General features: G+C 66.9%; 14 protein-coding genes. 9 read left to right on the top strand and 5 right to left on the bottom strand.

Annotated elements, in window-relative coordinates; translation table 11 throughout:
* The first annotated feature begins 58 nt into the window (after positions 1–58).
* The 5 genes from paoA to FHS94_RS12315 all read left to right on the top strand — a co-directional run bounded on the left by paoA (position 59) and on the right by FHS94_RS12315 (position 6,397).
* On the top strand, positions 59–703 hold the full coding sequence (paoA, locus tag FHS94_RS12295; RefSeq protein WP_184058250.1) for an aldehyde dehydrogenase iron-sulfur subunit PaoA: 645 nt from the start codon (positions 59–61) through the stop codon (positions 701–703).
* Positions 700–1,650, top strand: a complete 951-nt coding sequence (locus FHS94_RS12300; protein ID WP_184058252.1) for an FAD binding domain-containing protein — start codon at positions 700–702, stop codon at positions 1,648–1,650. Before paoA ends, FHS94_RS12300 begins: the two co-directional genes overlap by 4 nt.
* Positions 1,651–1,654: 4 nt before the next feature.
* Positions 1,655–3,871 (top strand): aldehyde oxidoreductase molybdenum-binding subunit PaoC, encoded by a 2,217-nt coding sequence (gene paoC / locus FHS94_RS12305; RefSeq protein WP_184058254.1) that lies wholly within the window; start codon positions 1,655–1,657, stop codon positions 3,869–3,871.
* Positions 3,872–3,982: 111 nt separating this feature from the next.
* Entirely contained in the window at positions 3,983–5,020 is a 1,038-nt protein-coding gene (locus FHS94_RS12310) for a LacI family DNA-binding transcriptional regulator (protein ID WP_184058257.1), read from the top strand.
* Between the two features lie 36 nt (positions 5,021–5,056).
* On the top strand, positions 5,057–6,397 hold the full coding sequence (locus FHS94_RS12315) for an ABC1 kinase family protein (protein ID WP_184058259.1): 1,341 nt from the start codon (positions 5,057–5,059) through the stop codon (positions 6,395–6,397).
* Here the strand turns inward: FHS94_RS12315 and FHS94_RS12320 are convergent.
* Both FHS94_RS12320 and FHS94_RS12325 read right to left on the bottom strand, forming a co-directional pair.
* Positions 6,389–7,624 carry a cysteine desulfurase-like protein gene (locus FHS94_RS12320; protein ID WP_184058261.1) on the bottom strand — a complete coding sequence of 412 codons (1,236 nt, stop codon included), beginning with the start codon at positions 7,622–7,624 and terminating at the stop codon, positions 6,389–6,391. The genes FHS94_RS12315 and FHS94_RS12320 overlap by 9 nt on opposite strands.
* 119 nt (positions 7,625–7,743) lie before the next feature.
* A complete protein-coding gene (locus FHS94_RS12325) occupies positions 7,744–8,670 on the bottom strand; it encodes a type 1 glutamine amidotransferase (protein WP_246348595.1) in 927 nt (308 codons plus the stop codon).
* Positions 8,671–8,756: 86 nt separating this feature from the next.
* Between FHS94_RS12325 and cyoA the strand changes: the two genes are divergently transcribed.
* The 4 genes from cyoA to cyoD are packed head-to-tail and all read left to right on the top strand — an operon-like array spanning position 8,757 to position 12,761.
* Positions 8,757–9,677: a ubiquinol oxidase subunit II gene (cyoA, locus tag FHS94_RS12330; protein WP_246348596.1), complete on the top strand. Its 921-nt coding sequence runs from the start codon at positions 8,757–8,759 to the stop codon at positions 9,675–9,677.
* On the top strand, positions 9,677–11,680 hold the full coding sequence (locus FHS94_RS12335) for a cbb3-type cytochrome c oxidase subunit I (protein WP_184058263.1): 2,004 nt from the start codon (positions 9,677–9,679) through the stop codon (positions 11,678–11,680). Before cyoA ends, FHS94_RS12335 begins: the two co-directional genes overlap by 1 nt.
* Positions 11,677–12,366 (top strand): cytochrome (ubi)quinol oxidase subunit III, encoded by a 690-nt coding sequence (locus FHS94_RS12340; RefSeq protein WP_184058265.1) that lies wholly within the window; start codon positions 11,677–11,679, stop codon positions 12,364–12,366. The genes FHS94_RS12335 and FHS94_RS12340 overlap by 4 nt, the downstream gene beginning before the upstream one ends.
* The gene (gene cyoD / locus FHS94_RS12345) at positions 12,363–12,761 is read left to right on the top strand and encodes a cytochrome o ubiquinol oxidase subunit IV (protein ID WP_184058267.1); all 399 of its coding nucleotides are present in this window, start codon (positions 12,363–12,365) and stop codon (positions 12,759–12,761) included. The genes FHS94_RS12340 and cyoD overlap by 4 nt, the downstream gene beginning before the upstream one ends.
* On the opposite strand, the gene glgX is transcribed toward cyoD, so the two are convergent.
* Genes glgX through glgA form a run of 3 tightly spaced genes read right to left on the bottom strand, consistent with a single transcriptional unit; the run spans position 12,758 to position 17,633 of the window.
* Positions 12,758–14,578: a glycogen debranching protein GlgX gene (gene glgX / locus FHS94_RS12350; protein ID WP_184058270.1), complete on the bottom strand. Its 1,821-nt coding sequence runs from the start codon at positions 14,576–14,578 to the stop codon at positions 12,758–12,760. The genes cyoD and glgX overlap by 4 nt on opposite strands.
* A complete protein-coding gene (locus FHS94_RS12355; protein WP_184058272.1) occupies positions 14,578–16,200 on the bottom strand; it encodes an alpha-D-glucose phosphate-specific phosphoglucomutase in 1,623 nt (540 codons plus the stop codon). Before FHS94_RS12355 ends, glgX begins: the two co-directional genes overlap by 1 nt.
* Positions 16,197–17,633: a glycogen synthase GlgA gene (gene glgA / locus FHS94_RS12360; protein ID WP_184058274.1), complete on the bottom strand. Its 1,437-nt coding sequence runs from the start codon at positions 17,631–17,633 to the stop codon at positions 16,197–16,199. Before glgA ends, FHS94_RS12355 begins: the two co-directional genes overlap by 4 nt.
* Positions 17,634–17,637 lie beyond the last annotated feature (4 nt).

Here is a 17,637-nt window from a genome sequence, read left to right on the forward strand (position 1 = left end):
CGGGGCCTTATGGCTGTCATTGATATCGGGCCGGGTCGGCGCGCGAGGGAGTAAAGCTATGGCTGGAACCGACGGTTCCGATGTGTCGCGGCGCGGTGTGGTGCTGGGCGGGGTCGCGTCGGCGGCCGTGACCGCCCTGCCCGCAACCGAGGTGGAGGCACAGGCAGCGCACGATCCACGTCAGGCCCCCCCGCGGATGACGGTCGCCATGACCGTGAACGGCAGCAAGCGGCAGGTGACGGTGGACACCCGGACCACGCTGCTCGACACCTTGCGCGAGCATCTGCAACTGACCGGCAGCAAGAAGGGCTGCGATCATGGGCAGTGCGGCGCGTGCACGGTGCTGGTCAACGGCACCCGCATCAATTCCTGCCTCAGCCTCGCGGTGATGCACGAAGGCGACGACATCACCACGATCGAGGGGCTGGGCCAGCCGGGCAAGCTCCACCCGATGCAGGCGGCCTTTGTCGAACATGACGGCTATCAGTGCGGCTATTGCACGCCCGGCCAGATCTGCTCGGCCGTGGCGGTACTGGACGAGGTAAAGCGTGGCGTGCCGAGCCATGTCACCGACGACCTGACCGCAAGGCCGCGCGCGACCAACGCCGAGCTGCGTGAGCGGATGAGCGGCAACATCTGCCGCTGCGGTGCCTATTCCAACATCCTGGAAGCGATGGAAGAAGTCGCCGGGGGCCGCGCATGAAGCCGTTCACCTACACCCGCGCCAAGACACCGGCAGAGGCCGCGGCAGCCGTGGCGGGCACCCCCGGTGCGAAGTTCATCGCAGGCGGGACCAACCTGCTCGACCTGATGAAGCTTCAGGTCGAGACGCCGACGCATCTGGTCGACATCCAGGATACCGGGCTCGACAGAATCGAAAAGAGTGCTGACGGCGGCCTGCGCATCGGGGCGCTGGTCACCAACACCACGGCCGCGGCCGATCCGCGCGTAAGGCGCGACTATGGTGTCCTGACACGCGCCATCGTCGCCGGGGCGAGCGGCCAGTTGCGCAACAAGGCGACAACCGGCGGCAACCTGCTCCAGCGGACGCGCTGCCCGTATTTCTACGACCCCAACCAGCCGTGCAATAAGCGCAAGCCGGGTTCGGGCTGCGCGGCCATCGGCGGCTATAGCCGTGGCCTGGCGGTGATCGGATCCAGCGATGCGTGCATCGCCACATATCCGGGTGACATGGCGGTGGCGCTTCGTGTGCTCGACGCCGGGGTGGAAACGGTGCGCGGCGACGGCACCAAGCGAACGATCCCGATCGCGGACTTCCATCGATTGCCGGGCGACAAGCCGCACATCGACAATGTGCTGGCACCTGGCGAGCTGATCACCGCGGTGACATTGCCGAAGCCGATCGCTGGCCGCCATTTCTACCAAAAGGTCCGCGACCGTGCCTCTTATGCCTTTGCGCTGGTGTCGGTCGCGGCGGTGATCCGTCCCGACGGCACGGGCCGCGTCGCGTTCGGCGGGGTGGCGCACAAGCCCTGGAGGGTGGAGGGGGCCGACGCGGCACTACCGCAAGGCGCGAAGGCGGCGGCGCAACTCGCCTTTGCCGGCGCACGCCCGACCGAGGAGAACGCATTCAAGCTGCCGCTGGCCGAGCGCACGCTCGCGTCCGTCCTGGCGCAGGCAAAGGGTTGATCTGATGAAGTTCGACACGCCCGCGGGCACCAATCCGATCGACAACAAGACAGTTGTCGGTCGCCCGACATCGCGCATCGATGGCCCGCTGAAGGTCAGCGGCACGGCGCCCTATGCCTATGAGCGTCACGACGTCGTGCCGCACCAGGCCTATGGCGTCATCCTGGGCGCCGCGATCGCCAAGGGGCGCATCAACCGGATCGACAGTGCGGAGGCGTTGCGGGCGCCGGGCGTCCTTGCGATCGTGACGCATGAAAATGCGGGCAAGCTCGGCAAGGGCAAGATGAACACGGCCAAGCTTCTCGCCGGGCCGGAGGTCGACCATTACCATCAGGCGGTCGCCGTCGTGGTCGCCGAGACCTTCGAACAAGCGCGTGACGCCGCGACCATGATCCGGGTCGACTACGCCCGCACCAAGGGTCGTTTCGACCTGATGGAGCAAAAGGATGCACCGCTGGTCGGCGGCAGCAGCGGCGAAGGCTCGGGCGCGCCACCCATCGATCGCACGGGCAAGTTCGAGGAAGCGTTCGCGGCAGCGCCGGTGAAGGTCGACGTGACCTATACGACGCCCGACGAGAGCCACATGATGATGGAGCCGCACGCCACCATCGCCGCGTGGGAGGGCGACAGCCTGCGCCTGTGGACGTCCAACCAGATGATCGCCTGGGGCAAGGGCGACGTCGCACGCACGCTGGGCATACCGGCGGACAAGGTGCGGCTCGACTCGCCCTATGTCGGCGGCGGCTTCGGCGGTAAGCTGTTCGTCCGGGCGGATGCGATCATGGCGGCGCTGGGCGCCAAGGCAGCAGGGCGGCCAGTGAAGCTCGCCCTGGCGCGGCCCATGATCCCCAACAACACGACCCACCGCCCGGCCACGATGCAGCGCGTTCGACTGGGCGCGGGGCAGGACGGCAAGCTGACCGCGATCGCGCATGAAAGCCTCTCGGGCGACCTGCCCGGCGGCGGGCCGGAGACGGCGGTGTCGCAGACCAAGCTGCTCTACGCCGGTGCGAACCGACTGACGTCGATGCGGCTGGCCGTGCTGGATTTGCCAGAAGGCAACGCGATGCGCGCACCGGGCGAGGCGCCGGGGCTGATGGCGCTGGAAGTCGCGATGGACGAACTGGCCGAGAAGCTCGGCATGGATCCGGTCGAGCTCAGGATCGTCAACGATACCCAAGTCGATCCGGAGAAAAGCGGCCGCGCCTTCTCGCAGCGGCACCTGATCGAATGCCTTCGCACCGGCGCCGACCGTTTCGGCTGGAACCGCCGCAACTCGAAGCCTGGTCAGGTACGCGACGGGCGCTGGCTGGTCGGCATGGGCGTGGCAGCGGGCTTCCGTAACAACCTGCTGATGAAATCGGCGGCGCGGGTGCGGTTGGAGCGTGATGGCCGCGCCACGGTCGAAACCGACATGACCGACATCGGCACCGGCACCTACACCATCCTGGCCCAGACAGCGGCGGAGATGCTGGGCCTCCCGCTGGACGCCATTACTGTGCGATTGGGCGATTCCGACTTTCCCGTGTCGGCTGGATCGGGCGGGCAATGGGGCGGCAACAACTCTGCCGCGGGTGTCTATGCCGCCTGCGTCAAGTTGCGCGGGCTGGTCGCGGCGCGGCTGGGCCTTGGCGACAATCCGGAGTTCGCAGGGGGAAAGGTGACCGGCGGTGGCCGCTCCGTTCAGTTGCTCGACGCGGTCAAGGCCGGGCCGATCACGGCGGAGGACGGCATCGAATATGGCGACCTGGACAAGACCTACCAGCAATCGACCTTTGCCGCGCATTTCGTTGAGGCGGGCGTCGACGCCTGGACCGGCGAAGTCCGGTTGCGGCGCATGCTGGCGGTGTGTGACGCCGGCCGCATCCTCAATCCCAAGGCGGCGCGCAGTCAGGTGATCGGCGCGATGACCATGGGGGCGGGTGCGGCGTTGATGGAGCATCTGGCGGTGGACAAGCGCTTCGGTTTCTTCGTCAACCACGACCTGGCCGAATATGAAGTTCCGGTTCACGCCGACATTCCGCATCAGGAAGTCGTGTTTCTCGACTATCCCGACGACAAGTCCTCGCCGCTGAAGGCGAAGGGTGTCGGCGAGCTTGGCCTTTGCGGCGTCGGGGCGGCGATCGCCAATGCGGTCTATAACGCGGCGGGCATCCGGGTTCGCGATTATCCCATGACGCTGGACCTGCACCTGGACCGGCTCCCTACCTATCGCGCCTGAGTTATGGTTTGTTGGACACTTGGGTTATCCCGTTCTAAGCGTGGCTGTCGCTGACCACGCGGCCAGGGCTGTCGCATCGCCCGGGTATGCGGGGTCCGCGCGGGCAGGGGGATGAAAGGGCAGGTGCTGGCCGAACCGGGACGCGCCACTATTATCGATGTGGGGCGGGCCGCGGGCGTGTCTGCCAAGACCGTGTCGCGCGTGTTCAACGGCGAACGTTATGTCAGCGAAGGCGTCGCGCAGCGCGTTCGCGAGGCAGCGGCGGCGCTCAACTACCACCCCAACATGCTCGCCCGTGCGCTGGTAAGCCGCCGATCGCATCTCATCGGGCTGGTCTATGAACGGCCGTCCCCGTCCTATGTCGTTGACCTGCAAGAAGGCGTGCTCGCCCGGCTGAAGGATGAGCGGTATCGGCTGGTGGTGATCCCGGTCGCGTCAATGTCAGAGCGTGCCGCTGAAGTGGTCGGCCTGCTCCGCTCCGCAGCGCTCGACGGAGTCGTGCTGGCGCCCCCTGCGTCCGACGACCCTCGCATCCTGGCCGATCTGGCCGCGGCCGGCATCCGATCGGCCCGGATTGCGCCCACGCGGGACATCGAAGCGGCACCCAGCAACCTGATCGACGACATCTCTGCCGCGCGTGAGATCGCTGCCTATGTGCTGGGCCTGGGGCATCGCGACGTCGCGGTGATCCTCGGCGACCCGACTCATGCGGCCACTGATATGCGGCTGGCCGGATACCGGCAGGCGTTCGCGGCGGCGGGGGTGGAGATGGCCGAGGACCTGATCGGGCAGGGCGCGTTCTCGCACGAAACCGGCTATGCGGCTGCGGCAGCACTGCTGGCCGGCCCCCGGCGTTTTACCGCGATTCTGGCGCAGAATGACGACATGGCGGTTGGAGCGTTGCTCGCCGCGAGGGAGGCTGGGCTGCGCGTGCCGGAGGACCTGTCGATCATCGGTTTCGACGATTCGGAAGTGTCTCGGATCAGCTGGCCGCGGATCACCACCATCCGTCAGCCGGTGTTCGACATGGCTGTCGCGGCCGCCGACATGGTGATCGCGCAGCTGGAAGGCAGGGAGCCCCGGCGCCGTGTCCAGCATGCCCATCAGCTCATCATCCGTGAGTCCGTCGCGCCCCCTCCAGCGGGCTGAGCGGAACATAGCCCGTCCGGCAGGCATATGTCGGTGATGAACGATGATGATGTTTCCGCGGAGGCCGGCGAAGAGGCGGGCCGTGCGGTTCCAAGCGGGCGCCTGGCGCGCCTGGGGGGCTTTGGTCGCCTGGCCGGGGGCGTCGCTGGCGGGATGATCGCTGAGGGGGCGCGGCGGCTGGCTGCGGGCGAGCGGCCGCGCATGGGTGACCTTTTGCTGACTCCGGGCAACGCGGCCCGCGTCGCGGATCGTCTGTCGCACCTGCGCGGCGCGGCGATGAAAATGGGGCAGATGATCTCGATGGACGCGGGCGACCTGCTGCCGCCTGAACTGTCGACGCTGCTCGCCCGGTTGCGCAACCAGGCGTACCGGATGCCGCCAGCCCAATTGGCGCAGGTGCTCAGCAAGGAATGGGGTGCGGACTGGCGCCGCCGCTTTCGCTACTTCGATGCGGCTCCCGTCGCGGCCGCTTCGATCGGACAGGTTCACCGGGCGACCTTGCCCGATGGTCGCTTGCTTGCGGTCAAAGTGCAGTATCCGGGCGTGCGGGAAAGCATCGACGCCGATGTCGACAATGTCGCGACCCTGCTGCGCGTATCCGGATTGCTGCCGAGCAGCCTCGACCTGAAACCGCTGCTTGCCGAGGCAAAGCGCCAATTGGCCGAGGAGGCGGACTATCGGCGTGAGGGTGCCGAGATGACGCGCTATGCCGAGCGGCTGGCGGGCGACCCGCGCTATGTGGTCCCCGAACTGGTGCCCGAATTGACCACCGATCGGGTGCTGGCGATGACATTCGTCGAGGGTCGCGCGGTGGAGACGCTGGCCGACGCGCCCCAGGAAACGCGCGACCAGGCAGTGACGGCGCTGATCGAACTGGTTCTTGCCGAACTGTTCCGCTTCGGCGTGATGCAGACCGATCCCAATTTCGCGAACTATCGCTGGCAGCCGGAGACGGGACGGCTCGTCCTGCTCGACTTTGGCGCGGCGCGACCGGTGCCGAAGGAAACTGTGGCAGCGTATCGCGCGCTGGGTCAGGCCGGCCTGTCGGGCAACGCGGACGCGATCCGGGAGGCGGCAATCGGGGCCGGGTTCCTGGGCGAGGCGGCGGTTGCAGCGCACCGGCCCTCGGTGGACCGCATCATCGCCGCGGTCCAGGCGACGATTGCCAGGCCGGGGCCGTTCGACTTCGGCGACCGTGCCTTTGTCCCGGTTGTTCGAGAGGAGGCGCGTGTCATGCTCGCGGATCGCGACACCTGGCATGTGCCGCCCATCGAAACCCTGTTCGTGCAGCGGAAAGTCAGCGGCACAGCGCTGCTGGCCGCGCGCCTTTCCGCGCGGGTCGACATATTGGGACTGGTCGCGCGCGCTTTAGCTTAGCTCGGCCAGTGCTTCGAGAAGGCGGTCGACCTCCGCGGCGGTGTTGTAGTGGCACAGGCCGACCCGGACGAGGCCACCCGTCTCCTCCAACCCCAGCGCAGCCACGGCTTCAACCGCATAGAAATGCCCAGACCAGGCAAAGATACCCCGGTCGGCCAGGTGCTGGGCCACATCGCCAGGCGAGTGACCGGCCACGGTAAAGGCGAAGGTCGGGACGCGACCGTCTACCGTGTCGGGGCCGTACAGCCGCACGCTGTTCAGCCGGCGCAGGCCGGCGAGTAGCCGGTCCCCCAACTCTCGCTCATAAGCGACGCAGCCTTCCATCGCCGCGACCAACCTGTCCCGGCGCGAGGTGCCGCCGCCAAGCTCCCCGCCCAGCCAGGCCAGATACTCGATGGTTGCCAGCGTGCCTGCCTGTGCCTCGAACGACGGCGTGCCCGTTTCCAGTCGTATCGCGGCCGGCCAGGTTGCGGCGGGACGGACCTTGTAGGCGGACAGCGCCCCCCATCGCTCCGCACGGCCCCACAGAACGCCTGCATGCGGCCCGAAGAACTTGTAGGGCGAACAGGCGAGGAAATCGCAGCCGATCGCGCGGACATCAACCGCGATGTGCGGCACGGACTGCACCGCATCAACAAACACCAGCGCCGGGGAATGCTGGCGCACGAGGCTGACGATTGTGGGCAGGTCGTTGAGCGTGCCCAACGCATTGCTCGCGCCACCTACCGCGACCAGGCGGGTACGGTCGTTCAGCAGCCCGGGCAGCTGGTCGAGACACAGCCGTCCGGTGTCCGCGTCGAACGGCAGCCAGCGCACCGTGACGTCGCGATCCTGGGCCGCCAGCAGCCAGGGCGCGACATTGGCATCGTGGTCCAGCCTGGTCAGCACCACCTCGTCCCCCTCGCGCCAGTCACGGGCGAGCGCGCGCGACAGCGACAGGGTGAGCGTGGTCATGTTGGGCCCGAACGCGATCTCGTCCGGTTCCCCGCCCAGCAGGTCGGCCATCGCGGCATGTGCTGCCCGGGTTGTCGCGTCCGTCGTGATCGACGTGGCAAAGCGCCCGCCAGCGTTGGCAGTGCCGCCCAGCAGGTGTCCGGCCATCGCCTGAATCGCGTCGACGCACGCCTGGGTGCCCCCGGGCGCGTCGAAATAGATGCGGGGCTGACCCCCATCGGTCACCGACAGGGCGGGGAAGCGCGCACGCACGGCATCGATGGGAAAGGTCATGAATGGCGTCCTATGGGGCGGATCGATGCAGGGCCGATGCCCAACCACTCTACCTTTCGCAACGGCGCAAAGTTGTTGTGGTCAGCCGCGGCGGTTGTCCGGTCTGCCGCCCGCGCTCACTACGCCGCGACCGGCATCGCCTCATCCCGCTTCAGACGGGTCGGGATCACGAGGTGCCGGATGAAGTTGACGATCTCGGTCCGCCGGCGATCGGTCTCGGCGAACTCGTGGTCGACTCCCAGGTGCCAGCGAAGGTCCAGCCGGTCGGGCCGGGTATCGAGTGCGTCGATCATCGCTGCTCGGTCCGCGACGGCATCGGTCGTCAGCGCCAGGCCTGCTTCGACGATGTCGTCCGCATCGCGCCGTAGGGCCGCCGCGATCTCCGCCAAAGACAGCTCGGGGTGGTATTGGACACCCCAGAATATTCCCGCATCATGGCGGATCTCGACCGCCTGGATCCGGCTGACGCCGTTTCCTGCGAGCAGGGTCGAATGGGGTGGCAGCTCTTCCACCTCGTCACCATGCATGGCCGGCGCGTCCCACGCCGGCCCGCGCCCATCGAACAGGGGGTGGTTAAGCCCCTCCCCGTACCGGGCAATGCGGCGCGCGATTCCGGCCTCTTGCCGTTCCATGGAGCGGACACGCCCGCCCGCGGCAGCAATCGCCAACTGCAATCCCGCGCAGGAGCCAAAGCTCGGCACGCCGGCTGCGAAGACGCGCCGCATGAAGTCGATCTGGCGGCGGGTGGCGGGGCTGTCGTCATAAATGTGCAGGGGCGATCCGGTGACGAACACCGCATCCCAGCCACGGATGGCGTCGCGATCGGGCAGCGCTGCATCCTCGTCGGCGGGCGCGACCCGGTCGCAGGCACAGCCGGGCGCCAGTTGCTCCAGGGTCGCACTATAACTCTCGCCCGAACTTTTCCCGACACGCTCTCGGCGCCGATCACGCTGTTCGGCCGTTTCGCTTTCAATGACCAGGAATCGGAGCGGTGGCGCATCGGCCAGTGGACTGGGTGAGGGCATGGCCGGCAAACGATCCGGCATGGCCCAGGGTCCGTTGAACCAAGGGGAGACGCGGAAACTTGTCTCAGGTTGATCGAGGTTTCTGGCGGCGTAGCGGCGGGGGGCGTATGCCCGTCGCCATGCGAAGCCGCTTCTCCCGTTCGGGCATGCGGGTCTGCCTTGCGGCGGGCATGGTGCTGGTCCTGTCCGCGTGTAGCGGTGGCATCATGGACCCTGCCGGGCCGGTCGCAGCAGGGGAGCGCACGATCATGCTCGACGCGCTCGCCATCATGCTGGCGATCGTGCTGCCGACCATGGCGGCAACGGTGGCGTTCGCCTGGTGGTATCGTGCCGGGAACAAGCGCGCGACCTATCGGCCCGACTTCGTGCATTCCGGGCGTATCGAGCTGATCGTTTGGTCGATCCCGTTGCTGACGATCATGTTCCTGGGGGGCGTGATCTGGGTCGGAAGCCACCGCCTTGACCCCGCCCGCCCGCTGGAGAGCCGGGTACGGCCGCTGGAGGTGCAGGTTGTCTCGCTGGACTGGAAGTGGCTGTTCATCTACCCTCAACAGGGTGTCGCCTCGGTCAACCGGCTGATCATCCCGGCCGGCGTGCCGGTGCATTTCGAGCTGACGTCCGCCAGCGTGCTGAACACCTTTTTCGTGCATCAGCTTGGCAGCCAGATCTACACCATGAACGGGATGCGTTCGCAGCTGAACCTGCAGGCGGACCGTCCGGGACGATATTACGGCCAGTCGGCGCATTTTTCGGGCGACGGCTTTTCCGACATGAACTTCTGGACGATGGCGGTGCCGGTTGGCCAGTTCAATAATTGGGCAGCGGCGGCGCGCGGCAATGGGCCGGTACTCAGCGCCGCGAACTACCGGCAATTCGCGCGACAAAGCCAGGGCGTGAAGCCGTTCACCTTCCGCGCCGTGCAGCCCGGCCTGTTCGATGCGGTGGTGAGGCAGCAACTGCCGCCCGCGCCCGGCCCCGAAACGGGCCGCGGTGGCCACACGATGACCTCTCCCGGAGACGCGCACTGATGTTCGGCAAGCTCGACTGGAGCGCGATACCCTTTGACCAGCCCATCCCGCTGATCGCTGCCGCGGCGATCGGCGTCATCCTGGCCGCCGTGCTCGGCTGGATCACGGTGAAGGGGCACTGGCCCTATCTGTGGAACGAATGGATCACGTCCGTCGACCACAAGCGCATTGGCGTCATGTACGTCATGCTCGGCGTGGTGATGCTCGTTCGCGGGTTCAGCGACGTGATGCTGATGCGCACGCACCAGGCGGCCGCGTTCGGGGCAAGCCAGGGCTATCTGCCACCGGAGCATTACAACCAGATCTTCTCCGCTCACGGCACCATCATGATCTTTTTCGGGTCGATGCCCTTCATCATCGGGCTGATGAACTTCGTGGTGCCGCTGCAACTGGGCGTGCGTGACGTGGCGTTTCCCACGCTGAATTCAGTCAGCTTCTGGTTAACCGCATCGGGCGCGTTGCTGACCAACGTCAGCCTGGTGATCGGGGAGTTCGCCCGGACCGGATGGCTGCCTTATGCGCCGCTCAGCGAAACCAGCTACTCGCCCGGCGTCGGCGTCGATTACTACCTGTGGGCGCTGCAGATCGCGGGTGTGGGCACGTTGATGAGCGGGGTGAACCTGGTCACCACCATTCTCAAGATGCGGGCGCCGGGGATGGGCTACCTGCGAATGCCTATGTTCTGCTGGACGGCGCTTGGGTCCAACATGCTGATCGTCGCGGCCTTTCCGATCCTGACCGCAACGCTCGCGATGCTGACGCTCGACCGGTACCTCGGCTTTCACTTCTTCACCAACGAAGCTGGCGGCAACCCGATGATGTTCATGAACCTCATCTGGGCCTGGGGCCATCCGGAGGTATACATCCTGGTGCTGCCCGCGTTCGGCATCTTTTCGGAAGTCTTCTCGACCTTCTCGTCCAAGCCCTTGTTCGGCTACCGTTCCATGGTGCTGGCGACACTGTTCATCGTCGTGGTCAGCTTCACCGTATGGCTCCACCATTTCTTCACCATGGGCGCGGGCGGCGACGTGAACGCCTTCTTCGGCATCTCTACCAGCGTGATCGCGGTCGGCACGGGGGTAAAGGTCTTCAACTGGCTGTTCACCATGTATGGCGGCCGGGTGCGTTTCGATACGCCGATGCTGTGGGCGCTTGCCTTTGTGCTGTACTTTGTGGTGGGCGGCATGACGGGCGTACTGCTTGCGGTGCCCCCCGCCGACTTCCTGCTCCACAATTCAATGTTCCTGGTTGCACATTTCCACAACGTCATCGTCGGCGGCGTCATCTTTGGCGCGATGGCTGGCTATGAATATTGGTTTCCCAAGGCCTTCGGCTTCCGCCTTGACGAAGGGTGGGGCAAGCTCGCCTTCTGGCTGACGGTGGTCGGCACGGTCGTGGTGTTTGGCGCCTTCTACATCGTCGGACTGGAGGGCATGACCCGTCGCCTTCAGCACATCGACAACCTTGCGTGGTACGACTGGATCATGGTCGCCCTGGCCGGCACGCTGCTGATCGCGGGTGGCGTACTGGCCCAGATCATGCAGCTCGTCGTGTCGATCCGCCACCGCGACAGGCTGCGTGACGAAACGGGCGACCCCTGGGATGGCCGCAGCCTGGAATGGATCACGCCGTCTCCGCCCCCGGTGTTCAACTTTCCCGTCCTGCCCGACGTGCATGGGGAGGAGGCGTATTGGGAGATCAAGCAACGTGCGATCGAACAACAGCAGCTATCCGAAGTGCCCGATTACCAGCCGATCGAGATGCCGCGAAACAGCCCAACGGGCGTGATCACTGCGTTTTTCTGCACCTTTGTGGGCTTTGCGCTGATCTGGCACATCTGGTGGCTCGCCGCGCTGGGGCTGGTCGGGGCCTATGTGACTTTCGTCGTGTTTGCCTGGAGGGACGAGGTCGAGTTTGAAATTCCCGCCGAGGAAGTGGAACGCATCGATCGTGCCCGTCGCGAAAGCCGGCAGGTGATACTTGAGCGCGGGGCCCCGGCATGAGCGGGGCAACTGCCCAGGCCGGCCGCCAGCATGGCGCCCGTGGGCACGATCCCTATGCGCTGGGCCACGGACACGGGGGCGGTGGCGACCACGAAGCGACCGGTCATGGTGAGGGCGGGCCTGCGTCCAAGCGGATCATCACGGGCTACGGCTTCTGGATCTTCCTGCTGTCCGACATCGTCATGTTCTCGGGCTTCTTCGCCGCCTATGCGGTGCTGGCCGGGGAGACGGCGGGCGGGCCCGGCGGGCGCGAGCTGTTCGAACTGCCCCGCGTCGCGATCGAAACAGCGCTTCTCCTGCTGTCCAGCTTCACCTGTGGTCTGGGCAGCGTCGCCACAGAACGCCGGTCGGTGTTCTGGACGCAGATCTGGTTGCTGGCCACCGGTCTGCTCGGCGTCGCCTTCCTGGTGCTGGAGGTGCAGGAGTTCGTGCAAATGGTGGCGGAAGGCGCCGGGCCGCAGCGAAGCGCGTTCCTGTCCGCCTTTTTCGCGCTGGTCGGCTGCCACGGCCTTCATGTCGGCGTGGGCATATTGTGGCTCGGCACCATGATGGCGCAACTATGGGTCAAGGGGTTCCGCGCGGACATCCTGCGCCGGCTGCTTTGTTTCAACCTGTTCTGGCACGCGCTCGACATCATATGGGTCGCGTTGTTCACCATCGTCTATTTATTGGGGTCGGGCGCATGAGCGATCACAAGCGACTGGATGGAGACCGGAACGATTCAGCCCCCGGGGACGAGGGCGTGAACACGCATGAGCCGCTGAGCGGCGTGAAGGGCTATGCCATCGGCTTGGCGCTGGCATCGCTGCTGACCGCGGCGGCGTTCATCCTGCCGGGCACCGGGCTGATCTGGGGGCCCGCGATCCCGGCCGCGCTGGTCGTGCTCGCCATCGCTCAGATGGGCATCCACCTGGTCTTCTTCCTCCACATCACCACGGGATCAGACAACCAGAACAACGTGATCGCGCTCGCTTTTGGCGTGCTGATCGTCGCATTGGTGGTGCTGGGGTCGGTGTGGATCATGAACCACCTCCACCACCAGTTGATGACGCCCGCCGACATGATGCGGATGATGCGTTAGCTGACGCTCTCAGCGCCGGGCCGGGTGACCGTGGCCCGGCCCGCCTCGCGATCGATCCGGACGACAACATCGCCAGCCTTGTCGGGCAGGTGGAGCTCGAAGCCGTTCGCTCCCGCCCACGCATCGGGCGACATCGGCTGGCCGGTAAGATCATACCAGCGTGCCTCCGGGCCTAGCCAGATTGTCTCTTCCAGCACGGACCCGCGCCGCGCCCGGCTGAGCGCTGCCACGAATGCTTCCAGCCTGGTATCGCGGCACGCCCAGTCGACCCAGCTCGTACCGTTGTTCTGGGCATAAGCGTTGTTGTTGCCACCCTGGGTCCGCCCGAACTCGTCACCCGCCGTCAGCATGATCGTTCCACGGCTGGCAAACAGCGTCGTCAACAGGGCCCGTGCGGCAAGGTTGCGGCGGGCAAGCACCTCCGGCTCGTCGCTCGGACCCTCCACCCCGTTGTTCCAGGAGTGGTTCTCGGCAGATCCGTCGCGGTTATGCTCGCCATTCGCTTCGTTGTGCCTCTCCGCGTAGGACAGCGTGTCGGCGAGGGTGAAGCCGTCGTGCGCCGCGACGAAGTTTACGCTGCGCGTTCTGTCTCCGGCGAACAGGTCGGACGATCCCGCCAGCCGCGTCGCGAGCACGCCGGCCTCGCCGTCGCCGCGCCAGAACCGGCGCGCATCGTCGCGAAACCGGTCGTTCCACTCGAGCCAGTTGTCGGGGAACGCGCCAAGCTGGTAGCCGCCCGGCCCGACATCCCAGGGCTCCGCGATCATAACGCGATCGTTCAGCAGCGGGTCGGCCGCAATCTCGGCAAAGAAAGGCGCCGCAGGGTCGAACCCGGGCCCGCGCGCCAGCACGGGAGCGAGGTCGAACCGGAAACCATCAACCCCCGCGCGCGCGAAGTGGCGCAGCGAGGCAAGCACCAGCGCGCGCACCTCTGTTCGCGCGGCGTCCAGCGTGTTGCCGCAACCGGTGTCGTTGATCAGCGTGCCATCGGGCGCGTGCGCGTACCACAGCCCCTCGTCCAGGCCGCGCATCGACAGGGTGGGACCCGCGCGATCGCTTTCGCCTGAATGGTTGAAGACGAGATCCAGAATCACGCCAATCCCCGCCGCTCGCAGCGCCGCCACGGTCGCGGTCAACTCGGCCAGGCCACCTGGAACCAGACCCGGATCGAGCGCCATCGGCACGACCGGGTTATAGCCCCAGGCATTAGATAGGCCGAGCGGTGGCAGGTGCCGTTCGTCGATCCACGCGGTGATCGGCATCAACTCCACCGCCGCAACCCCGATCGTTCGCAGGTGATCGATGATTGCGGGGCGCGCGAGCGCCGCGAGGGTGCCGCGCTGCGCCTCCGGCACATCCGGATGCCGCATGGTGAAGCCGCGGACGTTGAGTTCGTAGATCAAGCCACCGTGGCGGAACAGCGGCGGGGCGGGGGTGCCCGTTAGCGGCGACTGCACCAGGGCGCGCGGTACAAGGTCGGCGGTATCGGCCCCCGGCTGCGACAGGCGCGGGTCGTAGACGAAGCGGCGGTCGAGCACGGTTGCATAAGGATCGACCAGCAACTTGGCGGGATCGAGCCCCGGCCCATCGACGCGAAAGCCATAGGCGGTGCCGACACCCGCGGCGGGCACCTCTATCGACCAAAAATCGCCGGCGCGCACCATCGGCACGCGACGCTCAGCCTCTCCGTTGAACAGGCAAAGCCACGCCGCCGTTGCCGGCCGCGAAGGCAGCGTGAAGCGCGTACCTGTGCCGGTCAGCACAGCGCCCAGCGCCAGCTCCGTCCCGTTCGCGGCGGGACGACCCCTTTCGCCCATCAGGTGATGACGTCCGGCTGCTTGCGTCCCGTGTGGCGCACGATCCCGGCAATCTCGTCCGCCGCCGCGACGATGTCGGCCAGTGCCGCGCCCGTGTCACGGTCAAGGTCGCCGTCCGGCCCTTCATAGCGTTCGAGATAGACGCGGAGCGTCGCACCGCTGGTCCCCGTTCCCGACAGGCGGAACACCACGCGGCTGCCGCCCTGGAACAGGACACGCACGCCCTGGCGCGCGCTGACCGAGCCATCGGTCGGGTCATGATAGGCGAAGTCGTCCGCAGTCTCGACCGTCAGCCCGGCCACCTGCCGCCCGGGCAGGCTGGCCAGGCTGCCGCGCAGTTCGGCCATCAACGCATCCGCGCGTTCGCTCTCCACGCCTTCATAGTCGTGGCGGGCGTAATAATTGCGGCCATAGGTCGCCCAATGTTCGCGCGCGATCTGGTCGACGCTCTTGCCGGTTTTGGCGAGGATGTTGAGCCACAGCAGCACGGCCCACAGCCCGTCCTTTTCGCGGACGTGATCTGACCCGGTACCCGCGCTCTCCTCGCCGCAGATCGTCGCCATGCCTGCGTCGAGCAGGTTGCCGAAGAACTTCCAGCCCGTTGGCGTTTCGAAGGCAGGGATCTTCAACCGCTCCGCCACACGGTCCGCGGCGGCGCTGGTCGGCATCGAACGGGCAATGCCCTTCAGCCCGCCGGCATAGCCTGGCGCGAGGTGTGCGTTGGCGGCGAGCATGGCGAGGCTGTCCGACGGGGTCACGAACCGCCCGCGCCCGATGATCAGGTTGCGGTCGCCGTCCCCGTCGGATGCGGCGCCGAAGTCGGGCGCGTCGTCGCCCATCATGCGGTCGTAAAGCTCGCGGGCATGGACAAGGTTGGGGTCGGGGTGGTGCCCGCCAAAGTCCTCCAGCGGCATGCCGTTGACGACGGTACCGGGCGCGAAGCCCAGGCGCCGCTCCAGTATCTCGGTCGCGTAGGGGCCGGTGATGGCGCTCATCGCGTCGAAGCTGACCGTCAGCCCGGCCGCGCGGATCGCGTCAAAGTCGAACAAGCACTCCATCAGCGCGGCATAGTCGGTGACCGGGTCGACAATCTCGACGGCCATGTCGGCGACTGCCACCTCACCCAATTGGTCGAGATCGACGTCAGGCGTATCGCTGGCCAGCCAGCGGTCGATCACCTGGGTTCGCGCGAAGATTGCTTCGGTCACGCCCTCTGGCGCGGGGCCGCCATTGGCGATGTTGTACTTGATCCCGAAGTCCTCGTCGGGCCCGCCGGGATTGTGGCTGGCGGACAGGATCAGGCCACCGACCGCACCGCGTTGGCGGATCAGGTTGCTGGCCGCGGGCGTGGAGAGCAGGCCGCCTTGACCCACCACGACCCGGCCGACCTTTGCCGCCGCGGCCATCCGGATCGCCTTCTGGATCACCTCGCGATTGAGGTACCGGCCGTCCCCGCCAATGACCAATGTCGCGCCGACAAGGTCAGCCCCGACCACGTCGAACACCGACTGGATGAAGTTCTCGGCGTAGTTGGGTTGCTGGAATACCCGGACCTTCTTGCGAAGGCCTGACGTACCGGGCTTCTGGTCGGGAAAGGGCGTGGTCTGGTGTGTCCGGATCATGTCTGTTCCACGAGAGAGCGATAAAGATTGGCGTAGCGAGCCCCACTGGTAGCCCAGGACCAGTCGGCGCGCATCCCGTTCTTCTGCAACTGGCACCAGCGTTCCGGCTGGGCGTACAATGCCATCACACGGGTCAGCGTGGCGGTCAGGGCGTCCCACGAGACGTCGCCGAACTGGAAGCCGGTTGCGACCCCGGCTGCGAGCGCCGCTTCGTTGGCGTCGATCACCGTGTCGGCAAGCCCGCCGGTGCGCGCAACGACCGGGACGCAGCCATAGGCAAGGCCGTAGAGTTGGGTCAGACCGCACGGCTCGAACCGCGATGGGATCAGGATGGCGTCGGCCCCACCCTGAAGCAGGTGGGACAATGCCTCGTCATAGCCGATCCGCACCCCGATGCGTCCCGGGTGACGCGCGGCTGCCGAGACAAAGGCTGCTTCCAGCGCAGCATCCCCCGATCCGAGCAGTGCGAGCCGGCCGCCACCAGCAACCAGTTCGTCCAGCGCCCAGGACAGGACGTCCATCCCCTTTTGCCATGTCAGGCGACTGACGACGGTGAATAGCGGGCCGTCCCCAGGCTCCAGCCCAAACACGCTTTCCACCGCCCGCTTGTTGCGGATGCGCCGGCCGAGCGCGCGGGCGGAGTAGGGGGCGGGCAGGGCGGCGTCCGTTTCCGGGTTCCAGACCGCGGGGTCGATGCCGTTGACGATGCCGTACAGGCGATCGCGCCGGGCGCTGACCAGCCCTTCCAGCCCCATGCCGAAGCGGCCATCCCGGATTTCCTGCGCATAGGTCGGGGATACGGTGGTGATCGCGTCCGCCGCCTCCAGCCCAGCCTTCAGATAACCGACGCCGCCATAATATTCGACGCCGTCGACTGAAAACGCGGTTTGCGGCAGGCCGAGTTCAGGGAAGATGGCTACATCGAACCGCCCCTGGAACGCGATGTTGTGAACGGTGGTGACGCTTTTCGCCGCCGGGCCCGAACCGGGCGCGAAGCGGAGGTATGCCGGCGCCATCGCCGCTTGCCAGTCATGGGCGTGCAGCAGATCGAACCGATGGGAGGGTACGGCGCCACTGGCCAGGTCGGCAGCAGCGCGGGAAAGGGCCGCAAAGCGGCGCCAATCGTCCGGATGGTCGTACAGTCCCGCGTCGGGGCGAGCGAACAGCTTGGGCGCGTCCAGGACCAGCAAGGGATGCTCGCCCAGCCTCGTCGCGAGCAGTCGCGCTTCCACGCCCAGCAGATCGGGCCAGCGATGGACGACCTTCGCGCCCTCCACCGCTTTGGCCAGCGCGGGATAGCCCGGCAGCAGCGTCGTCGTCGCGATCCCGTGCGGCGCGAGCGCTGCCGGAAGCGCACCCACCACATCGGCCAGCCCGCCGGTCTTGACCAGCGGATAGGCTTCCGATGCGACGGAAAGGACGGACAGGGTCACGACG

It is taken from the genome of Sphingomonas aerophila (genome assembly GCF_014199305.1).
Classification (GTDB): Bacteria; Pseudomonadota; Alphaproteobacteria; order Sphingomonadales; family Sphingomonadaceae; genus Sphingomonas; species Sphingomonas aerophila.

Excerpts from the sequence above, each read along its gene's own strand:
- FHS94_RS12340 (WP_184058265.1), top strand. The coding sequence starts at position 11,677 with ATGAGCGGGGCAACTGCCCAGGCCGGCCGCCAGCATGGCGCCCGTGGG.
- FHS94_RS12335 (WP_184058263.1), top strand. The coding sequence starts at position 9,677 with ATGTTCGGCAAGCTCGACTGGAGCGCGATACCCTTTGACCAGCCCATC.
- glgX (WP_184058270.1), bottom strand. The coding sequence starts at position 14,578 with ATGGGCGAAAGGGGTCGTCCCGCCGCGAACGGGACGGAGCTGGCGCTG.
- FHS94_RS12315 (WP_184058259.1), top strand. The coding sequence starts at position 5,057 with ATGAACGATGATGATGTTTCCGCGGAGGCCGGCGAAGAGGCGGGCCGT.
- paoC (WP_184058254.1), top strand. The coding sequence starts at position 1,655 with ATGAAGTTCGACACGCCCGCGGGCACCAATCCGATCGACAACAAGACA.
- paoA (WP_184058250.1), top strand. The coding sequence starts at position 59 with ATGGCTGGAACCGACGGTTCCGATGTGTCGCGGCGCGGTGTGGTGCTG.
- cyoA (WP_246348596.1), top strand. The coding sequence starts at position 8,757 with ATGCCCGTCGCCATGCGAAGCCGCTTCTCCCGTTCGGGCATGCGGGTC.
- FHS94_RS12355 (WP_184058272.1), bottom strand. The coding sequence starts at position 16,200 with ATGATCCGGACACACCAGACCACGCCCTTTCCCGACCAGAAGCCCGGT.
- FHS94_RS12325 (WP_246348595.1), bottom strand. The coding sequence starts at position 8,670 with ATGCCGGATCGTTTGCCGGCCATGCCCTCACCCAGTCCACTGGCCGAT.
- FHS94_RS12310 (WP_184058257.1), top strand. The coding sequence starts at position 3,983 with ATGAAAGGGCAGGTGCTGGCCGAACCGGGACGCGCCACTATTATCGAT.
- FHS94_RS12300 (WP_184058252.1), top strand. The coding sequence starts at position 700 with ATGAAGCCGTTCACCTACACCCGCGCCAAGACACCGGCAGAGGCCGCG.
- cyoD (WP_184058267.1), top strand. The coding sequence starts at position 12,363 with ATGAGCGATCACAAGCGACTGGATGGAGACCGGAACGATTCAGCCCCC.
- FHS94_RS12320 (WP_184058261.1), bottom strand. The coding sequence starts at position 7,624 with ATGACCTTTCCCATCGATGCCGTGCGTGCGCGCTTCCCCGCCCTGTCG.